The organism is Moraxella sp. CTOTU48841, from assembly GCF_032061225.1.
GTDB classification, from domain to species: Bacteria; Pseudomonadota; Gammaproteobacteria; order Pseudomonadales; family Moraxellaceae; genus Faucicola; species Faucicola cinerea.
Genome location: NZ_DAMBFQ010000005.1, coordinates 21758 through 37597, shown reverse-complemented (window position 1 = coordinate 37597; position 15840 = coordinate 21758). Strand labels below are relative to the sequence as shown.

At 45.0% G+C, this 15840-nt stretch carries 13 protein-coding genes and 2 tRNA genes; 11 read left to right on the top strand and 4 right to left on the bottom strand.

Annotated features, from left to right (window positions below):
* Nucleotides 1–6: 6 nt before the first annotated feature.
* The 3 genes from gloB to RT034_RS06865 are packed head-to-tail and all read left to right on the top strand — an operon-like array spanning nucleotide 7 to nucleotide 2926.
* Nucleotides 7–807 carry a hydroxyacylglutathione hydrolase gene (gene gloB, locus RT034_RS06875; protein WP_313015397.1) on the top strand — a complete coding sequence of 267 codons (801 nt, stop codon included), beginning with the start codon at nucleotides 7–9 and terminating at the stop codon, nucleotides 805–807.
* A gap of 47 nt (nucleotides 808–854) precedes the next feature.
* Nucleotides 855–1904 carry a microcin C ABC transporter permease YejB gene (yejB, locus tag RT034_RS06870; protein ID WP_313015394.1) on the top strand — a complete coding sequence of 350 codons (1050 nt, stop codon included), beginning with the start codon at nucleotides 855–857 and terminating at the stop codon, nucleotides 1902–1904.
* A complete protein-coding gene (locus RT034_RS06865) occupies nucleotides 1904–2926 on the top strand; it encodes an ABC transporter permease (protein ID WP_313015390.1) in 1023 nt (340 codons plus the stop codon). The genes yejB and RT034_RS06865 overlap by 1 nt, the downstream gene beginning before the upstream one ends.
* 1 nt (nucleotide 2927) lies before the next feature.
* On the opposite strand, the gene vapC is transcribed toward RT034_RS06865, so the two are convergent.
* Nucleotides 2928–3338: a type II toxin-antitoxin system VapC family toxin gene (gene vapC, locus RT034_RS06860; RefSeq protein ID WP_313015389.1), complete on the bottom strand. Its 411-nt coding sequence runs from the start codon at nucleotides 3336–3338 to the stop codon at nucleotides 2928–2930.
* Nucleotides 3335–3538 carry a type II toxin-antitoxin system VapB family antitoxin gene (locus tag RT034_RS06855; RefSeq protein WP_040403039.1) on the bottom strand — a complete coding sequence of 68 codons (204 nt, stop codon included), beginning with the start codon at nucleotides 3536–3538 and terminating at the stop codon, nucleotides 3335–3337. The genes vapC and RT034_RS06855 overlap by 4 nt, the downstream gene beginning before the upstream one ends.
* Before the next feature lie 141 nt (nucleotides 3539–3679).
* Between RT034_RS06855 and RT034_RS06850 the strand changes: the two genes are divergently transcribed.
* The 3 genes from RT034_RS06850 to tfpB all read left to right on the top strand — a co-directional run bounded on the left by RT034_RS06850 (nucleotide 3680) and on the right by tfpB (nucleotide 8940).
* The gene (locus RT034_RS06850; RefSeq protein WP_313015386.1) at nucleotides 3680–5308 is read left to right on the top strand and encodes an ATP-binding cassette domain-containing protein; all 1629 of its coding nucleotides are present in this window, start codon (nucleotides 3680–3682) and stop codon (nucleotides 5306–5308) included.
* 216 nt (nucleotides 5309–5524) lie between these two features.
* Nucleotides 5525–6994: a DHA2 family efflux MFS transporter permease subunit gene (locus tag RT034_RS06845; protein ID WP_313015384.1), complete on the top strand. Its 1470-nt coding sequence runs from the start codon at nucleotides 5525–5527 to the stop codon at nucleotides 6992–6994.
* A 173-nt stretch (nucleotides 6995–7167) separates the two neighbouring features.
* Nucleotides 7168–8940, top strand: a complete 1773-nt coding sequence (gene tfpB, locus RT034_RS06840; RefSeq protein WP_313015382.1) for a type IV pilus assembly ATPase TfpB — start codon at nucleotides 7168–7170, stop codon at nucleotides 8938–8940.
* Between the two features lie 91 nt (nucleotides 8941–9031).
* On the opposite strand, the gene RT034_RS06835 is transcribed toward tfpB, so the two are convergent.
* A tRNA-Leu gene (locus tag RT034_RS06835) sits at nucleotides 9032–9118 on the bottom strand.
* Nucleotides 9119–9280: 162 nt separating this feature from the next.
* A tRNA-Cys gene (locus RT034_RS06830) sits at nucleotides 9281–9354 on the bottom strand.
* Between the two features lie 223 nt (nucleotides 9355–9577).
* On the opposite strand from RT034_RS06830, the gene folD reads away from it, so the two are divergent.
* From folD to lysS, 5 genes are all read left to right on the top strand, one after another.
* The gene (gene folD / locus RT034_RS06825) at nucleotides 9578–10447 is read left to right on the top strand and encodes a bifunctional methylenetetrahydrofolate dehydrogenase/methenyltetrahydrofolate cyclohydrolase FolD (protein ID WP_036589930.1); all 870 of its coding nucleotides are present in this window, start codon (nucleotides 9578–9580) and stop codon (nucleotides 10445–10447) included.
* A gap of 172 nt (nucleotides 10448–10619) precedes the next feature.
* Nucleotides 10620–11300: a class I SAM-dependent methyltransferase gene (locus tag RT034_RS06820; RefSeq protein WP_313015620.1), complete on the top strand. Its 681-nt coding sequence runs from the start codon at nucleotides 10620–10622 to the stop codon at nucleotides 11298–11300.
* A gap of 268 nt (nucleotides 11301–11568) precedes the next feature.
* Complete coding sequence (locus RT034_RS06815) at nucleotides 11569–12714, top strand: beta-ketoacyl-ACP synthase III (RefSeq protein ID WP_313015380.1); 1146 nt, start codon at nucleotides 11569–11571, stop codon at nucleotides 12712–12714.
* A gap of 145 nt (nucleotides 12715–12859) precedes the next feature.
* Nucleotides 12860–13954: a peptide chain release factor 1 gene (gene prfA, locus RT034_RS06810; RefSeq protein ID WP_060994394.1), complete on the top strand. Its 1095-nt coding sequence runs from the start codon at nucleotides 12860–12862 to the stop codon at nucleotides 13952–13954.
* A 96-nt stretch (nucleotides 13955–14050) separates the two neighbouring features.
* Complete coding sequence (gene lysS, locus RT034_RS06805) at nucleotides 14051–15598, top strand: lysine--tRNA ligase (protein ID WP_313015377.1); 1548 nt, start codon at nucleotides 14051–14053, stop codon at nucleotides 15596–15598.
* The last annotated feature ends 242 nt before the right edge of the window (nucleotides 15599–15840 follow it).

Sequence of the window (15840 nt, the reverse complement as noted above, 5' to 3'; positions counted from 1 at the left end):
AAAACAATGCTAAAAATCCACCCAATCTCAGCCTTCACTGACAACTATATTTGGGCGATTATCAACGATGAAACACAAGAAGTGATTATTGTTGATGCTGGCGATGCTGAGCCTGTTTTAGAGTTTGTCAACCGTGAAAATCTAACCATCACCCAAATATGGGTAACCCATCATCACAGCGACCACATCGGCGGCGTAACAGCATTGGCAAATACGTTTCCAAACGCACAGATTTTTGCACACGTCAATATTCACCCATTAATCAATGCCAACAATCTAATCGCTGTGGCTGAAGGGCGCGAATTAACCGCTTGGGGCAGTCCTGTGCAGGTGTGGCAGGTGGCAGGGCATACCGAAAATCATTTAGCGTATTTATTGACACTTGATAACCGTCTGCATATTTTTTGTGGAGATACGCTATTTCGCGCAGGTTGTGGCCGTGTTTTCACAGGCACGATTGAGACGTTGTTTGAAAGCTTTGACCGTTTCGCGCAGTTACATGACGATGAAACGCTATTTTATCCTGCCCATGAGTATACCTTATCAAATCTTAACTTTGCTCAGTTTATTGAGCCAAACAATCCTGCCATACAGAAAGCGATTGAACACGACAACCAGTTACGCAGTCAGAATAAGCCGACTTTGCCAACCACGCTTGCCGATGAAAAAGCCATCAATCCGTTTATGCGTGCAGTGATTGCACCCAGTAATGAAATGATAAACACCGTACAAACGCAGACAGGAATTGAGGATGACAGCCCGTTTGAGATATTTAAAGCCTTACGTCAACTAAAAAATAACTTTTAATGGCAACAATTAAAGGTAACCATTAAGGCTAATAATGAGGGATAACTATGAGCAAATATATTCTTAAACGGCTGTTATTAATCATCCCCACCTTGTTTTTGATTCTACTCACCAATTTTATCATTGTACAAGCCGCTCCCGGAGGGCCTGTCGAGCAAAAAATATCCCAAATTGAAGCAGAACAAAAACAGGGCGCCACCCAAACCCAACTGTCGACGACCACTTATCAAGGCAGTCGCGGTCTATCGCCAGACATGGTCGAGGCTATCAAAAAACAATACGGCTTTGATAAATCCGCGCCCGAGCGATTTTGGCTCATGCTGACAAGCTATGCCAAGGGCGATTTTGGTACCTCGTTTTTTAAAGGCAAACCTGTGTCACAGCTGATTTTGGATAAAATGCCCGTGTCGATTTCGCTAGGGCTTTGGAGTACGCTACTGATTTATTTAATCGCTGTGCCGCTAGGGATTGCCAAAGCCAGACGCCATAATTCACTGATGGATAAAACCACCGCATTGCTGCTTGCGGTGAGTTATGCCGTGCCTGTGTTTGTGTTGGCGGTGGTGTTACTGGTGATGTTGGCAGGGGGGAGTTATTGGCAAATTTTTCCGCTACAAGGCTTGGTGAGTGAGAATTTTGATAAACTGTCCACGTTTGGCAAAATCAAAGATTATTTTTGGCATTTGGCATTGCCCATCACGGCAAGCACGATTAGCGGGTTTGCGGGACTCGCGTATTTGACCAAGTTTAGTTTTATGGAAGAGTTGAACAAACAATACGTGCTGACTGCTCGCAGTAAAGGGTTAAGTGAAAAAAAAGTGCTATACGGTCATGTATTTCGCAATGCGATGATGATTATTATTGCAGGCTTGCCATCGGCGATTGTGGGAATATTTTTTACCGGCAATTTTTTGATTGAAGTGATTTTTAATTTGGATGGTTTGGGACGACTGGGGTTTGAAGCGATTGGGCAACGCGATTATCCGGTGATTTTTGGCACGTTGTTTATTTTTACCTTGATGGGGCTGATTTTGCAGTTGATAAGTGATGTGACTTATCATCTCATTGATCCCCGTATTGATTTTGAGGGTCGCTAATGCTGATAAAACATCCTGTTTGGCAAGCGCGCATTCACCGCTTTCGGCGTAATCGGTTGGGATTTTTTTCGCTCATCATGTTTAGCTTGATTTTCCTTGCCTGCATGGGGGCAAACCTTATCGCCAATGACAAGCCGATACTGGTTAATTACCAAAATCACTGGTATTTTCCCATCGTCAAGTCTTACCCCGAAACCACCTTTGGCGGTGTGTTCGAAACCGAAACCAATTACCAAGACCCTGTGGTCAAAGACCTAATCAACCAACATGGCTACATGATTGAGCCTATGATACCGTTTGCTGACCAAACACCAAGTGTGAGTCGTGATGAGCCGTTTCCTGCGCCGCCAAATAGCGAGAACTGGCTCGGCACGGACGACCAAGGTCGAGATGTACTGGCAAGGGTATTGTATGGCTTGCGTGTATCGCTATTATTTGGGTTGGCGTTGACGGTGGCAGGGTCAATCATTGGCATTACGGTGGGGGCGGTGCAAGGGTATTTTGGCGGCTGGACAGATTTGGTGGGTCAGCGGTTAATGGAAGTATGGGGCGGTCTGCCACAGCTGTTTATGATTATTATTTTGGTCAGTCTGTTTAGCCCAAGCGTGTTTGTGTTGTTTGGCTTAATGCTGCTCTTTGGCTGGATGGGGCTCGTTGGTCTGGTGCGTGCTGAGTTTTTGCGAGCAAGAAATTTTGATTATGTGCGGTCGGCAAAAGCGATGGGGGTGTCAGATGCCAAGATTATGTTTCGCCATATTTTGCCCAATGCGATGTCGTCGAGTCTGTCGCAGTTGCCGTTTATTTTGACGGCGAATATCACGGCACTCACCACGCTCGATTATTTGGGCTATGGCTTGCCGGCAGGGTCGCCGTCTTTGGGGGAGCTAATCTCACAGGGAAAAGATAATTTGGATTCTCCGTGGCTGGCTTTGGCAGGGTTTTTTAGTTTGACGATTGTGTTGTCGCTGCTGATTTTTATTGGGGAAGCGCTGCGAGATGCGTTTGATCCACGGCAGTCTTGAATTAACTAAAATTCAATGCAGCAATCAACCCAAAATGCTGAGTAAACGGAATAAAATCCCTATCGCAAAATAACAGGGGTAATTGATGTTCAACGCAAAAACTAGCAATCATCACATCATTGGCTTTACGAATGGTAATGCCTTGTTTGCGTAATTGGCGGTAATAATCAGCGTACTTAATCGCATTTTGTTGGTTTAAAATATCGTAACATAATAAACTATCAAGGGAATTTTTGGCTTGATTGTAGTCTGTATCAAGGCGAAAACCTTGCAAGATTTCCATCAAAATCACATCAAAAATCGCCACATTACTTGCCTCAAGTTGCGTGTCCAAAAAATCGGTGTGAGGTGTTGAATGACCGTTAAAATAGTCTATCCAAACACTAGTATCAGCGATGATAGGCAAGTTCACGCTTCAACACCTGTTTTACGCATTTCGGCTAAGTCGCCTTCCCAATGCAGTTTGCCCCGTAAGTCACGGATTTTTTGTTGTTGGCTTTTTTGCAAGAGTAGCTTTAGCCCTTGTTCGACGGCTTCTTTTTTAGTTTTAATGCCTGTGGCTTGTAGGGTCTGTTGCATTAGATTGTCATCTATTATGATGTTGGTTCGCATATCATTTCGCCTTTGTGTATGATTCTTTGATATTATACACATTTTAATAAATAGTTAAAAGGATAAAAATATGAGTTCAGGTTTTGTGGCGGGGACGCTCGTGCATATGGATAAAAGTTCGACCATTCAAGGAAATGATAAATGAGCGAGTTACTCAAAGTCAAAAACCTAACCATCAAATCCGCCACCCAAACGCTGGTTGATAACCTATCTTACACCCTGCACACAGGCGAAACCCTCGCCATTGTTGGCGAGTCTGGCTCGGGCAAATCCATCTCAAGCCTAGCCTTACTCGGACTGCTGCCAAATAGCCTAAGTATCACAGGACAAGCGTATTTAACCGACAGCCAAACCGACCAAGCAATCAGATTACCGATTGAAAAAAATAGCCTAAGCAAAGATAATCAAAACGTCTTTCGCCAAATCCGTGGCAAACGCATCGGCATGATTTTTCAAGAGCCGATGACCGCCTTAAACCCCTTGCACACGGTGAGCAAACAAATCGCCGAATCGTTAAGTCTGGCTGGCGTGGCAAAAAAACACTGGCGACAGCGTACCCTAGAGCTGCTTTCCCAAGTCAACATTGCCAACCCTGAAAGTAAACTTGCGCGCTATCCGCACGAGCTCTCGGGTGGACAACGCCAGCGTATCATGATAGCGATGGCACTGGCGCAAGACCCTGATATTATTATCGCAGACGAGCCAACCACCGCCCTAGATGTGACTTTACGCCATGAGATTTTGGGCTTGCTCAACCGCCTAAAAAATGAACGTGGCATGGCGATGATTTTGATTAGCCATGATTTAAACCTTGTCAAACGCTACAGCGACAACCTCATCGTTATGCAACAAGGCAAGGTCATGGAGCAGGGGGAGACTCAAGCGATATTCAACCAGCCGCAGCAGGATTATACTCGCTCATTGATTTATCAAGATTTTGGACAAAGTTTGCCCATCATTGACAATTTACCCAGCGTTTTGGAAGTTAAAGCGTTAACCATCGCTTTCCCCCAAAAAAACAATATATTGGGTCAAACCACCCAATGGTTTGAGGCGATTAAAGGGTTAAACTTAACCCTTGCACAAGGTCAATCCTTGGGTATAGTTGGCGAGTCGGGTTCGGGCAAAACCACCACGGCTTTGGCACTGATCAAATTATTGGCGAATGCTGCCAAGGTGCAAGGTCAGATTTTGCTGTCAGCCAATGCTCACATGACGGACGTTTTAGCGTTGTCGAATAAAGCCTTTTTGCCGTATCGGTCAGATATTCAAATGGTATTTCAAGACCCGTATGCCAGTATCAATCCACGGTTTAGTGTGTTTGAGATAATTGAAGAAGGGCTAACCATTCAAGGTATGGCAAAAACGGAGCGTGAAAAAGCCGTGTTAGCAGCCTTAGACACGGTGCGGTTGCCACGAGATTTTATCAGTCGTTATCCGCATGAGCTTTCAGGCGGTCAGCGTCAGCGGGTGGCACTCGCGCGAGCGTTGGTGATGAAACCCAAAATTTTGTTACTCGATGAGCCCACATCGGCGCTTGATAGCAGCACCCAAGTGGCAATGGTGAAGTTATTGCGGGATATTCAAGCAAAATTTGCCTTAAGCTATATTTTTATCAGCCATGATTTGCAGGTGGTTAAGGCATTGTGTCAAACGATACTGGTATTGAAAAATGGCGAAACACAAGCGTATGATACGACAGACAATATCTTCAGCCAACCACAAAATCACTATGTGACTGCCCTAATTGCGCACAGCAGTGAAAACTAGACGGTTTGCTGTCAAAACATTAGAAAGTTAACAATTATCGTGAACCACGTTGTTACGTAAGTTTGCTCGGTTATAGCCAATTTGCCATAGTCATTTAAACCAAGTCATTTTGCCATAAACACTTTAATACAGGCACTTTATTACATGCTCTTTATTACAGCGACTTGATTACATGCACTTAATTACAGCCCCTTTAGCAATTGTTAAAAGTTAACCATGCCAAATTCCATCATTACCGAAGACAAAAAGCCACAGCATGACGTATTTGCTATAGCGCCCTTGACCCCCGCGCAAACCAAATATTTGCCAATCGTGGTGGCAATCGCTTTGTTTATGCAAATTTTAGACTCAACGGTGCTCAATACCGCTTTGCCTGCGATGGCGCATGATTTGAGTCAGCCTGCGTTATCAATGCAGTGGACGGTGATTAGCTATGCGCTTACTTTGGCAATTTTTACTCCGATTAGTGGTTTTATTGCCGATAAGTATGGCACTAAGACCACCTTTATGGTGGCGATTGGCGTGTTTACCGCAGGCTCGATGATGTGTGCGGTGTCACCAACGCTCAATAGCCTAATTTTTTCTCGCGTGGTGCAAGGATTGGGCGGTGCGATGCTCATGCCTGTGGGCAAGTTAACGCTGATTAAAAGCTATCCGCGAGAACGTATGCTGTCGGTGATGAATTATGCGGTGATGCCTGCGATGATTGCGCCAGTGATTGGGCCTTTGGTCGGGGGATATTTGGTGGAGCTTGCAAGCTGGCATTGGATTTTTTTGATTAATATTCCCATGGGCGCATTGGGGATGTGGGCAGGGTGGAAACTGATGCCCAACTATCTACAGCGCAATCCCAGCATGGATTTGCTTGGGTTTTTGCTGTTTGGTGGCGCGATGGCAAGCTTTACCTTTGCGCTCGAGTTTGCCAATAACATTCATGCCGATAATCTGGCTTCAGCGGTTTTTCCCATGATGGTTGCTTTATTGGCGATTATGCTGCTCATTGGCTATTATTATCACGCCAAATACTCAGAATCGCGTAATGGGCAAAAACCGCTATTTGGCTTGGATTTGTTTCAAGTGCGTACCTTTCGCGTGGGCATTGTTGGCAATTTGCTGACCCGTTTGGGGATGAGTGCGATTCCTTTTCTACTGCCGCTACTGCTGCAAGTGGTGCAGGGCTATTCGCCGTCACAAGCGGGTTGGATGTTGGCACCGATTGCGGTGGGCGCGCTGTTGACCAAGCCGCTGGTCACGCGTATTGTGAAGCAATTTGGCTATCGTAAAACATTGGCGGGCAATACCTTGTTGATTGGCGTCAATATCATGTTGCTATCACAACTTAATCAAACCACGCCGATTTGGCTAAGTGTGCCATTTTTGACTTTTATGGGGGCGTGTAATTCGCTACAATTTAGCACGATGAACACCATCAGTATTGCACGGCTTCGCACAAGTCAAACCAGCAGTGGCAATAGTTTATTGTCCGTTAACCAGCAATTGGCGATTAGTTTTGGGATTGGCTTTGGGGCGATGCTGTTACATTTACTGACGCCCGCTCGCGCCTCGCTGGCACAGACGCAAACCGCATTTTCATACAGTTTTATCATATTGGGTATCATGACGATTTTATCTGGGCTGTATTTTTTGCGGTTGCACCGATCTGATGGCAAGGGGTTATACCAGTAGTCGCCCTTATATTCTTGCCTATATTGTTGATACTATATTGTCATTATCGATATAGAATGCCCAGCCATACCGATGGGTAGCGTGGTAATTTATTTCACTTAATTTTATGATAATTTTAATCTTTTAACCCGATTGCCCCTAATTGCTATGGGCGCAATCGTTTTGGAAACCCTATGCTCTCCAATGCTTTTTCAATGATAATTGATACCCGTTGGTGTCTTGATGAACTGCTAAAAGATGGCATCATTGACCAACGTGATTATAATTTGGTGATGACCCATAACCGCAAAACCTTGCATCCCTTGCAAGTGATTGCAGGCTTTCATCTGGTCGATAAAACCACGCAAATGGCACTCAGTCTGGACCAGCTCAATCGCTGGTTGGCACAAAAAGCCGGTGTTGATTATGTACGTATCGACCCGCTGAAAACCGATGTGCCCTCAGTGACATCGATTATGTCATTTGAATATGCGCGCTCGCAGCACATTTTGCCAGTCGCCGTCACCCAAGATACGGTGGAAATCGGCACTGACCAGCCTTTTTATCAAGATTGGCAGCTCAATATTCAGCACATCGTGTCGCCCAAAAAAATCAAAACCGTATTAATCAGTCCTGAGCAAATCAACCGCTATCGCCAAGAATTTTATCAAGTCACCAAAGCCATTGCGGGGGCAAACTATCAGCAAAAACGCGCGGATGCCGATATCACCAATGTCGAAGCGTTATTACAACTGGGCAATGCCGCCAATATTGAAAACCCCGATGCCAATGACCAACACATCGTCAAAATTGTCGATTGGTTATTACAGTACGCTTTTGACCAGCGTGCCAGTGATATTCACTTAGAGCCGCGCCGAGATAAAAGCAACGTGCGTTTTCGTATCGATGGTATTTTGCATACGGTTTATCAAATGCCGACTGGGATTATGACCGCGGTAGTGGCTCGAATAAAAATTTTAGCAAGACTCAATGTCGCTGAAAAACGTAAACCGCAAGACGGACGGCTCAAAACCCGTACCCCTAAAGGTCAAGAAACCGAGCTACGGTTATCGACGCTCCCGACTGCGTTTGGCGAAAAGTTGGTGATGCGGGTATTTGACCCAGAAGTACTGGTGCGCTCTTTTGAACAGTTGGGGCTGACAGGACGAGATTTGCAAAAATGGGATGACATGACGCGTAAAGCCAATGGTATTATTTTGGTCACAGGTCCGACAGGCTCAGGTAAAACCACGACGCTGTACAGTACCCTCAAAAAACTGGCGACAGAAGAAGTCAATGTCTGTACCATCGAAGACCCCATTGAGATGGTGGAGCCGTCGTTTAACCAAATGCAAATTCAAAACAATATTGATTTGACCTTTGCTGATGGTATTCGCTCATTGATGCGTCAAGACCCCGATATCATCATGATTGGCGAGATTCGCGATACCGAAACTGCAGAAATGGCGGTACAAGCCTCGCTGACTGGGCACTTGGTGTTATCGACCTTACATACTAATGATGCACCCAGTTCGTTAACAAGGCTGCATGATTTGGGCGTGGCGCCGTTTTTAACCTCAGCGACCATCTTGGGCATCATGGCACAACGTTTGGTGCGTACCCTTTGCCCACATTGCAAATCCAATAAGCCCATGAATGGCATTGAGCAGCAGACTTGGCAGGCGTTAGTCAGTCCTTGGAAAGCCCTAGCCCCAGATACTATCAATCATGCCGTTGGCTGTGAACACTGCCGTAATACCGGGTATCTTGGGCGAGTAGGGTTGTATGAAATCATGGTGCTCAGTAATGATGTTAAAAAATTGATTAGCGAAGGCGCTGACTTGTCGCAAATCGCGCAAAAAGCCTACCAAGATGGGTTGCAGCCGTTAAGACTGGCAGGTGCAAAAAAGATTGCCGAAGGTATTACCACGTTTGAAGAAGTGATGAGAGTGGTGCCGTTAACTTAGGCGGCTACCCATTATTTGAAAGACAAAAAGTAAAAGTTAAAAAATAACCGGCAACAAAAAAGCCTAAACGTAAAAGTTTAGGCTTAATCAATGGTGCCCGGGGCCGGACTTGAACCGGCACGCTCGTAAGAGCGAGGGATTTTAAATCCCTTGTGTCTACCAATTTCACCACCCGGGCAGGGTAGTCACAGCACTGACGCTTGGCGTCGTGTGGTGTCTGTGTCAGAAGTGGGTGCTATTATAATCAGTTTTGTTAACTTTGCAAGCAATTTTTTTACGATATTTTTTCGCGTTTATCGCTCACCAATAATAACAAAACAATAGTACCGCAAAATGAAAATGGAGGCTGAGGCCGGAATCGAACCGGCGTCCGCGGATTTGCAATCCGATGCATGGCCACTGTGCTACCCAGCCATTTCATTTAGGTTTGCTATGATAGCAAAAATTTTTAAAAGTGCAAGGACTTTTTTAGCCATTTGAGCAATGTAATGAAGGATTGTGAAGGGTATTTGAGCGCTAATTTAGCGGTTAAACATTTTCAATGGATGTTATCACACCGCAAAATCGGTTAAAATAACGCAAATTTTTTGCTAACCGACTTTTTGTTGACCGATTCGTTATTGATTGAGGAACCACCATGACTGCGACAGTGTTAGATGGCAAAGCGTATGCCAAACAAATGGAAGCTGAACTTGCCGAGCGGGTTGCCAAGTTAAAACAAGACTCTGGACGTACGCCGATTTTGGCAACGATTTTAGTGGGCGATGACCCTGCCTCCGCAACTTATGTCAAAATGAAAGGCAATGCCTGTCAACGTGTCGGTATGGATTCCTTAAAAGTTGCCATGCCACAAGCCACCACCACCGAGCAACTATTGGCAAAAATTGCCGAGCTTAACAACAATCCTGACGTACATGGGATTTTGCTACAACACCCTGTGCCCAGCCAAATTGATGAGCGTGCCTGTTTTGATGCCATTGCACTGGCAAAAGATGTGGATGGCGTGACTTGTTTAGGCTTTGGCAATATGGCAATGGGTGAGCCTGCGTATGGTTCTTGCACCCCGCAAGGCATTATGTATTTATTAGAAAAAAACGGCGTTGAGCTTGCTGGTAAGCATGCGGTGGTCGTGGGTCGTAGCGCGATTTTGGGTAAACCGATGGCGATGATGCTATTAAATGCCAACTGTACCGTGACCATTTGCCACTCACGTACCCAGAATTTGGCAGAATTGGTCAAACAAGCGGATATCGTGGTGGGTGCTGTGGGTAAACCAGAACTTATTAAAAAAGATTGGATTAAATCGGGGGCCGTGGTAGTCGATGCAGGGTTTCATCCGCGCACCCATGCGGATGGCACGAGCGGTGGTGTGGGTGATATTGAGCTGACAGGTATCGAAGCTATTGCCTCAAGCTATACCCCAGTGCCAGGTGGCGTAGGTCCAATGACCATCAATACACTCATCCGTCAAACGGTAGAAGCGGCAGAAAAAGCAGCAGCAAAATAATGGGTTTTAATTGAAAAAGGAAGTGCTTAAAGCTTCCTTTTTTTGTACAGTTTTTTGTATTCATTTTTTCACCATGACTGGAAATCTTTACGTGACTGATGCTAAAACTTCCGCTTATAAAACTTCCCCCTATAAAACTTCAACGCCACCAAATGCTTCTGACCCATCAACCATTTTTCACCAACTGATTACCGCGTTGCAGCAAGTGTTGCCTAGCGCTAATCTTGCCAAGACATATGTGCCGTTATTATCTAAGCCGAATCAACCTTTTTATTTATGGCTCATTGATCCAGATTTTTGTCATGAAGATTTGACGCCAGCGGTGATAGAAAATCTGTGGAAGAATTGTCCATATTGGGTGTTTGCATGGGCGTCCGGGCAAGTGTTGGCGCAGTATATTTTGCAGCAGCCACAGATGGTGCGCAATAAAGTGGTGATGGATTTTGGCGCAGGGTCGGGGATTGTCGGTATTGCCGCAAAAATGGCGGGTGCCAAACGAGTCATTTGCTGTGATATTGATAGCGTGAGTCTGACTAGCTGCCAAGCCAATGCGCAATTAAATGGGGTAACGGCTGAGCTGCTAGATAATTTATTTGAGTTAAAACAGCAATTTGGCATGGATAAAGTCGATGTGCTGTTGGTCGCGGATGTGCTGTATGACAAAGCCAATTTGCCATTATTAGATGTGTTCTTACAATACGCGCATGAGGTTTGGGTGGCTGATAGCCGCGTCAAAAATTTTGCTCACCCGCGCTACCACAAGGTAACGACGTTGGATAATACAACCACCTTGCCCGATATGGATGAAGCCAAGCAGTTTAACCAAGTGGTAATTTATCGCAGCACCGATTGACTGAGAAAGTAGCAGGGGAACAGCAGTATAGGTAGTATATGCTCGCAAAAAACCCTCGCCTTAGTTTTCTACATTTTTAAGCCTATGAAATAATTTGTAACATAGTTATCGCATTATCGCTATTTTCAAGGCATAATAAGCCACGCCCCTATTTTTAATCATCTGTTTGTTCAATACCATCCCCGATGGCATGCACCGCAGCATCATTATTGATGACAACAGCTAGATGATTACCTTGCCGTTTTACATTTAGAAAAGGAATCCTAATATGAGTATTTGTATCACTGCCACAGGATTATACACCCCGCCTTACAGCATCAGTAACGAAGAGTTGGTCGCTACTTTCAACCAATACGTTGACAACTATAATGCAAAAAATGCCGATGCCATCGCCCGTGGTGAGAAGACAGCACTTGTGCACTCGACGGCTGAATTTATCGAAAAAGCCTCAGGTATCAAATCTCGCTATGTGATGGAAAAAGACGGCATTTTAAACCCAGATATCATGGCGCCTGTGATTCCTTATCGCAAGCTTGGCGAAGAGATGTCCATCATGGCAGAAATGGGTCTAGATGCACTCAAACAAGCACTGGACAATGCAGGTTTACAAGGTAAAGACTTAGACGGTATTATTGTTGCTTGTTCAAACTTCCAACGCGTGTATCCTGCCATCGCCATTGAAATCCAACAATATATTGGTATGCAAGGCGGTTTTGGCTTTGATATGAACGTCGCCTGTAGCGCAGCAACCTTTGGTATCGCCCAAGCGGTCGGTCTAATTAAATCTGGCACTGCCAAACGTGTCGCTATGGTCAATATCGAAATCACCTCAGCGCACCTTAACTGGCGCAACCGTGACAGCCACTTTATCTTTGGGGATGTGGCAACGGCGACGATTATCGAAGAGCTCGATACACCCAAAGGCTATGAAATTTTAGATAGTCATCTGTTTACCCAGTTTTCCACCAATATTAAAAATGAATATGGCTTTTTGGATCGCAGTGAATTCTTAGCCGCTGGCACGCCGATGTATCCTGATATCGACGCACCTGTGACCGACAAATTGTTCTTGCAAGAAGGTCGCAAAGTATTTCGTGAAGTGTGTCCTGCCGTGTCCAATTTAATCCTTGAACTGCTCCATAAAAACCACATTGAGCCACAACAGCTCAAAAAAATGTGGCTGCACCAAGCCAATGCCAACATGATTGATTTGATTTTACGCACCGTATTGGGCAAAGAAGCGGATAAATCAATCGCGCCCATGGTGCTAGCAGAATATGCCAATACCAGCTCCGCCAGTCCCATGATTGTGTTTCATAAACACCAAGAAAATATGCAATCAGGTGATTTGGGTGTGATTTGCTCGTTCGGCGCAGGTTACTCAATTGGGGGTGTGTTGGTCAAAAAAGTCTAAGCTTTTTATTGCCTCTCACGAAACCCATGCAAATCCCCCTAAAATGTGGCAAAATATCCGATTATTTTGCCATTTTTATTTTTAAGCGCACATTGCGCCAAAACTTTTAAGCCCTAAATTAAGCCAAAACTTTTAAGCCATTATTATGAAAGAATCTTTACGTTTTCGCCTTGACCAAATGTCTGACCGTTTCGAAGAAGTCACCGCCATGCTGTCTGAGCCAGAAACCATGAATGACAACAAAAAATTTCGTGAATTATCGGTTGAGCACAGTGATTTATCCGCATTGGTCGATGTCTGGGGCAAATACCGCCAAGCGGAAGAAGATTTGGCAACCGCTGAAGAAATGCTGTCAGATTCAACGGGTGATGGCGACATGAAAGAGATGGCGCAAGAAGAAATCCAAGCCGCCAAAGATACCATCAATGAGCTTGAAGACGTGCTCAATGTGATGATGCTGCCTAAAGACCCGAATGATAAAGTGCCTGCCTTCTTAGAGATTCGAGCAGGGACGGGCGGCGATGAAGCGGCGATTTTTAGCGGGGATTTGTTCCGTATGTACGAGCGTTATGCGGCAACCCAAGGTTGGACAGTGGAAGTATTGTCCGAGAACGAAGGTGAGCATGGCGGCTATAAAGAAATCATCAGCCGCGTATCAGGCACGGGCGTATATGGCCGCTTAAAATTTGAGTCGGGCGCACACCGGGTGCAACGGGTGCCAGAGACTGAAAGCCAAGGACGGGTGCATACTTCGGCTTGCACGGTCGCGGTGATGCCCGAGGTTGAGATTGATGATACCGTGGATATCAACCCTGCCGACTTGCGTATCGATACTTATCGTGCCAGTGGGGCAGGTGGTCAGCATATTAATAAAACCGACTCTGCGGTGCGTATTACCCATATCCCAACAGGCACGGTGGTCGAGTGTCAGCAAGAGCGTAGCCAACACGCCAACCGCGATAAAGCCATGAAAATGCTGGTCTCCAAAATTCAGCAAGAAAAAGTACAAAAACAAATCGATGCGTCAAGTGATATGCGTCGCAATTTGGTCGGTAGTGGTGACCGCTCGGAGCGAATTCGCACTTATAATTTTCCCCAAGGGCGGATGACCGACCACCGTATTAATTTAACCTTGTACAAACTCGATGCCATTATGCAGGGTGACTTAGATGAGTTACTCGATAGCCTACTTCGCGAGCACCAAGCCGATTTGATGGCATCGGTGAGTGGGGAAGAATAACGGGTATGTTGGATTAATAGGATAAAACTTTATTTTTACCATTTGGCATAAAAATTTTAACTTTTGATAGTGTAACTAAAATTGTGGGAAAACATCATGTCACAGCAAAACCAAACTGAAAATGCAGCAACCGAAGCGCATGTGGAAGACAGCCAAGACGTCAACGAACTTATCAAACAACGTCACAGCAAACTTGATTTAATCAAACAAGCAGGCAAAAACCCTTACCCAAACCAATTCAAACGCAAAGAATATGCCCAAGACTTGCAGCAGCAATTTGCTGATAAAGACAAAGAAGCATTAGCAAACAGCGATAAAGTCATGGTGACTGTCGCCGGTCGTATCATGCTCAAACGCGTGATGGGTAAAGCCAGCTTTGTCACCATTGCCGACATGACAGGGCGTATCCAAGCCTATGTCAGCAAAAATGACTTGGGTGAAGAGATTTATAATGACTTTAAAACGTGGGATATCGGTGACATTATTGGTGTGACAGGTTATGTATTTCGTACCAACACCGGTGAATTATCTGTGCATGCTACCGAAGTACAGTTATTGACCAAATCATTACGCCCACTGCCAGACAAATTCCATGGGTTAAGCGATACTGAGGCTCGCTATCGTAGCCGTCATCTTGACTTGATGACTAATGAAGACAGCCGTAACGCCTTTATTATCCGTAGTAAAGTCATTGCTGGTATTCGTGAGTATATGCTAAATGAGCGTTACATGGAAGTCGAAACCCCGATGATGCACGTCATTCCAGGGGGTGCGGTGGCTCGTCCATTTATCACCCATCATAATGCGCTTGATATGCCGCTTTTTTTACGCATTGCGCCAGAGCTGTACTTAAAACGTCTAGTCGTGGGTGGTTTTGAGCGTGTGTTTGAGATTAACCGTAATTTTCGTAACGAAGGGGTATCGGCGCGTCACAACCCAGAATTTACCATGATTGAGTTTTATCAAGCCTATGCCGATTATGAAGATTTGATGAAACTGACTGAAAATATGTTTGAAAAACTGGCACACGATATTTTAGGTACCACGGAGATTGATTATCAAGGTGAAGCAATTAGTTTTAAAGCACCATTTGAACGCTTGCCAATGACCAAAGCGATTGAAAAATACGCAGATAATTTTGACATGAGCAAAATTGCAGACCGTGATTATCTGGCGGATTATGCCAAAAATGTACTCAAACAAGAGGTTAAGGAAATCTTTGGGATTGGTAAACTGCAAACCATCATCTTTGAAGAAACCGCAGAAACCAAACTACGTCAACCAACCTTCGTCACAGAATATCCTGCCGAAACTTCACCGCTAGCACGCCGTAACGATGACAATAGCGAGATTACTGACCGTTTTGAACTATTTATCGGCGGGCGTGAGATTGCCAACGGCTTTAGCGAGCTCAATGACCCAATCGACCAAGCCGAGCGGTTTAAACAACAAGTGGCTGAGAAAGACGCAGGCGATGATGAAGCGATGCATTATGATGCAGAGTTTATCGAAGCATTGTCCTATGGCTTGCCACCGACTGCAGGCGAGGGCATCGGTATTGACCGTTTGGTGATGTTATTTACCAATGCACCGAGTATTCGTGATGTGATTTTGTTCCCCCATATGCGACGTAAAGACGTCTAAAAAATACCAATACAGCGTTAATATAGCGTTAGCTTTGAAAACCGCAGTCATTATGGTGACTGCGGTTTTTTCATGATAATCCAGTCCTCAACAAAGCCAACCCTTACCCTTATTGAAGCCAGTAATATCAAAGATATCTTTTGAAACAAAACTAATAAAAAATCGGCTCAACTCATCAAATAATCAGTGTTAGACTAAACTGTATTTTTCGCTCAAACCCGTCTATTTTCTGACCTATCGTT

Excerpts from the sequence above, each read along its gene's own strand:
- tfpB (WP_313015382.1), top strand. The coding sequence starts at position 7,168 with ATGCTCTCCAATGCTTTTTCAATGATAATTGATACCCGTTGGTGTCTT.
- lysS (WP_313015377.1), top strand. The coding sequence starts at position 14,051 with ATGTCACAGCAAAACCAAACTGAAAATGCAGCAACCGAAGCGCATGTG.
- RT034_RS06815 (WP_313015380.1), top strand. The coding sequence starts at position 11,569 with ATGAGTATTTGTATCACTGCCACAGGATTATACACCCCGCCTTACAGC.
- RT034_RS06845 (WP_313015384.1), top strand. The coding sequence starts at position 5,525 with ATGCCAAATTCCATCATTACCGAAGACAAAAAGCCACAGCATGACGTA.
- folD (WP_036589930.1), top strand. The coding sequence starts at position 9,578 with ATGACTGCGACAGTGTTAGATGGCAAAGCGTATGCCAAACAAATGGAA.
- prfA (WP_060994394.1), top strand. The coding sequence starts at position 12,860 with ATGAAAGAATCTTTACGTTTTCGCCTTGACCAAATGTCTGACCGTTTC.
- gloB (WP_313015397.1), top strand. The coding sequence starts at position 7 with ATGCTAAAAATCCACCCAATCTCAGCCTTCACTGACAACTATATTTGG.
- yejB (WP_313015394.1), top strand. The coding sequence starts at position 855 with ATGAGCAAATATATTCTTAAACGGCTGTTATTAATCATCCCCACCTTG.
- RT034_RS06855 (WP_040403039.1), bottom strand. The coding sequence starts at position 3,538 with ATGCGAACCAACATCATAATAGATGACAATCTAATGCAACAGACCCTA.
- RT034_RS06865 (WP_313015390.1), top strand. The coding sequence starts at position 1,904 with ATGCTGATAAAACATCCTGTTTGGCAAGCGCGCATTCACCGCTTTCGG.
- RT034_RS06850 (WP_313015386.1), top strand. The coding sequence starts at position 3,680 with ATGAGCGAGTTACTCAAAGTCAAAAACCTAACCATCAAATCCGCCACC.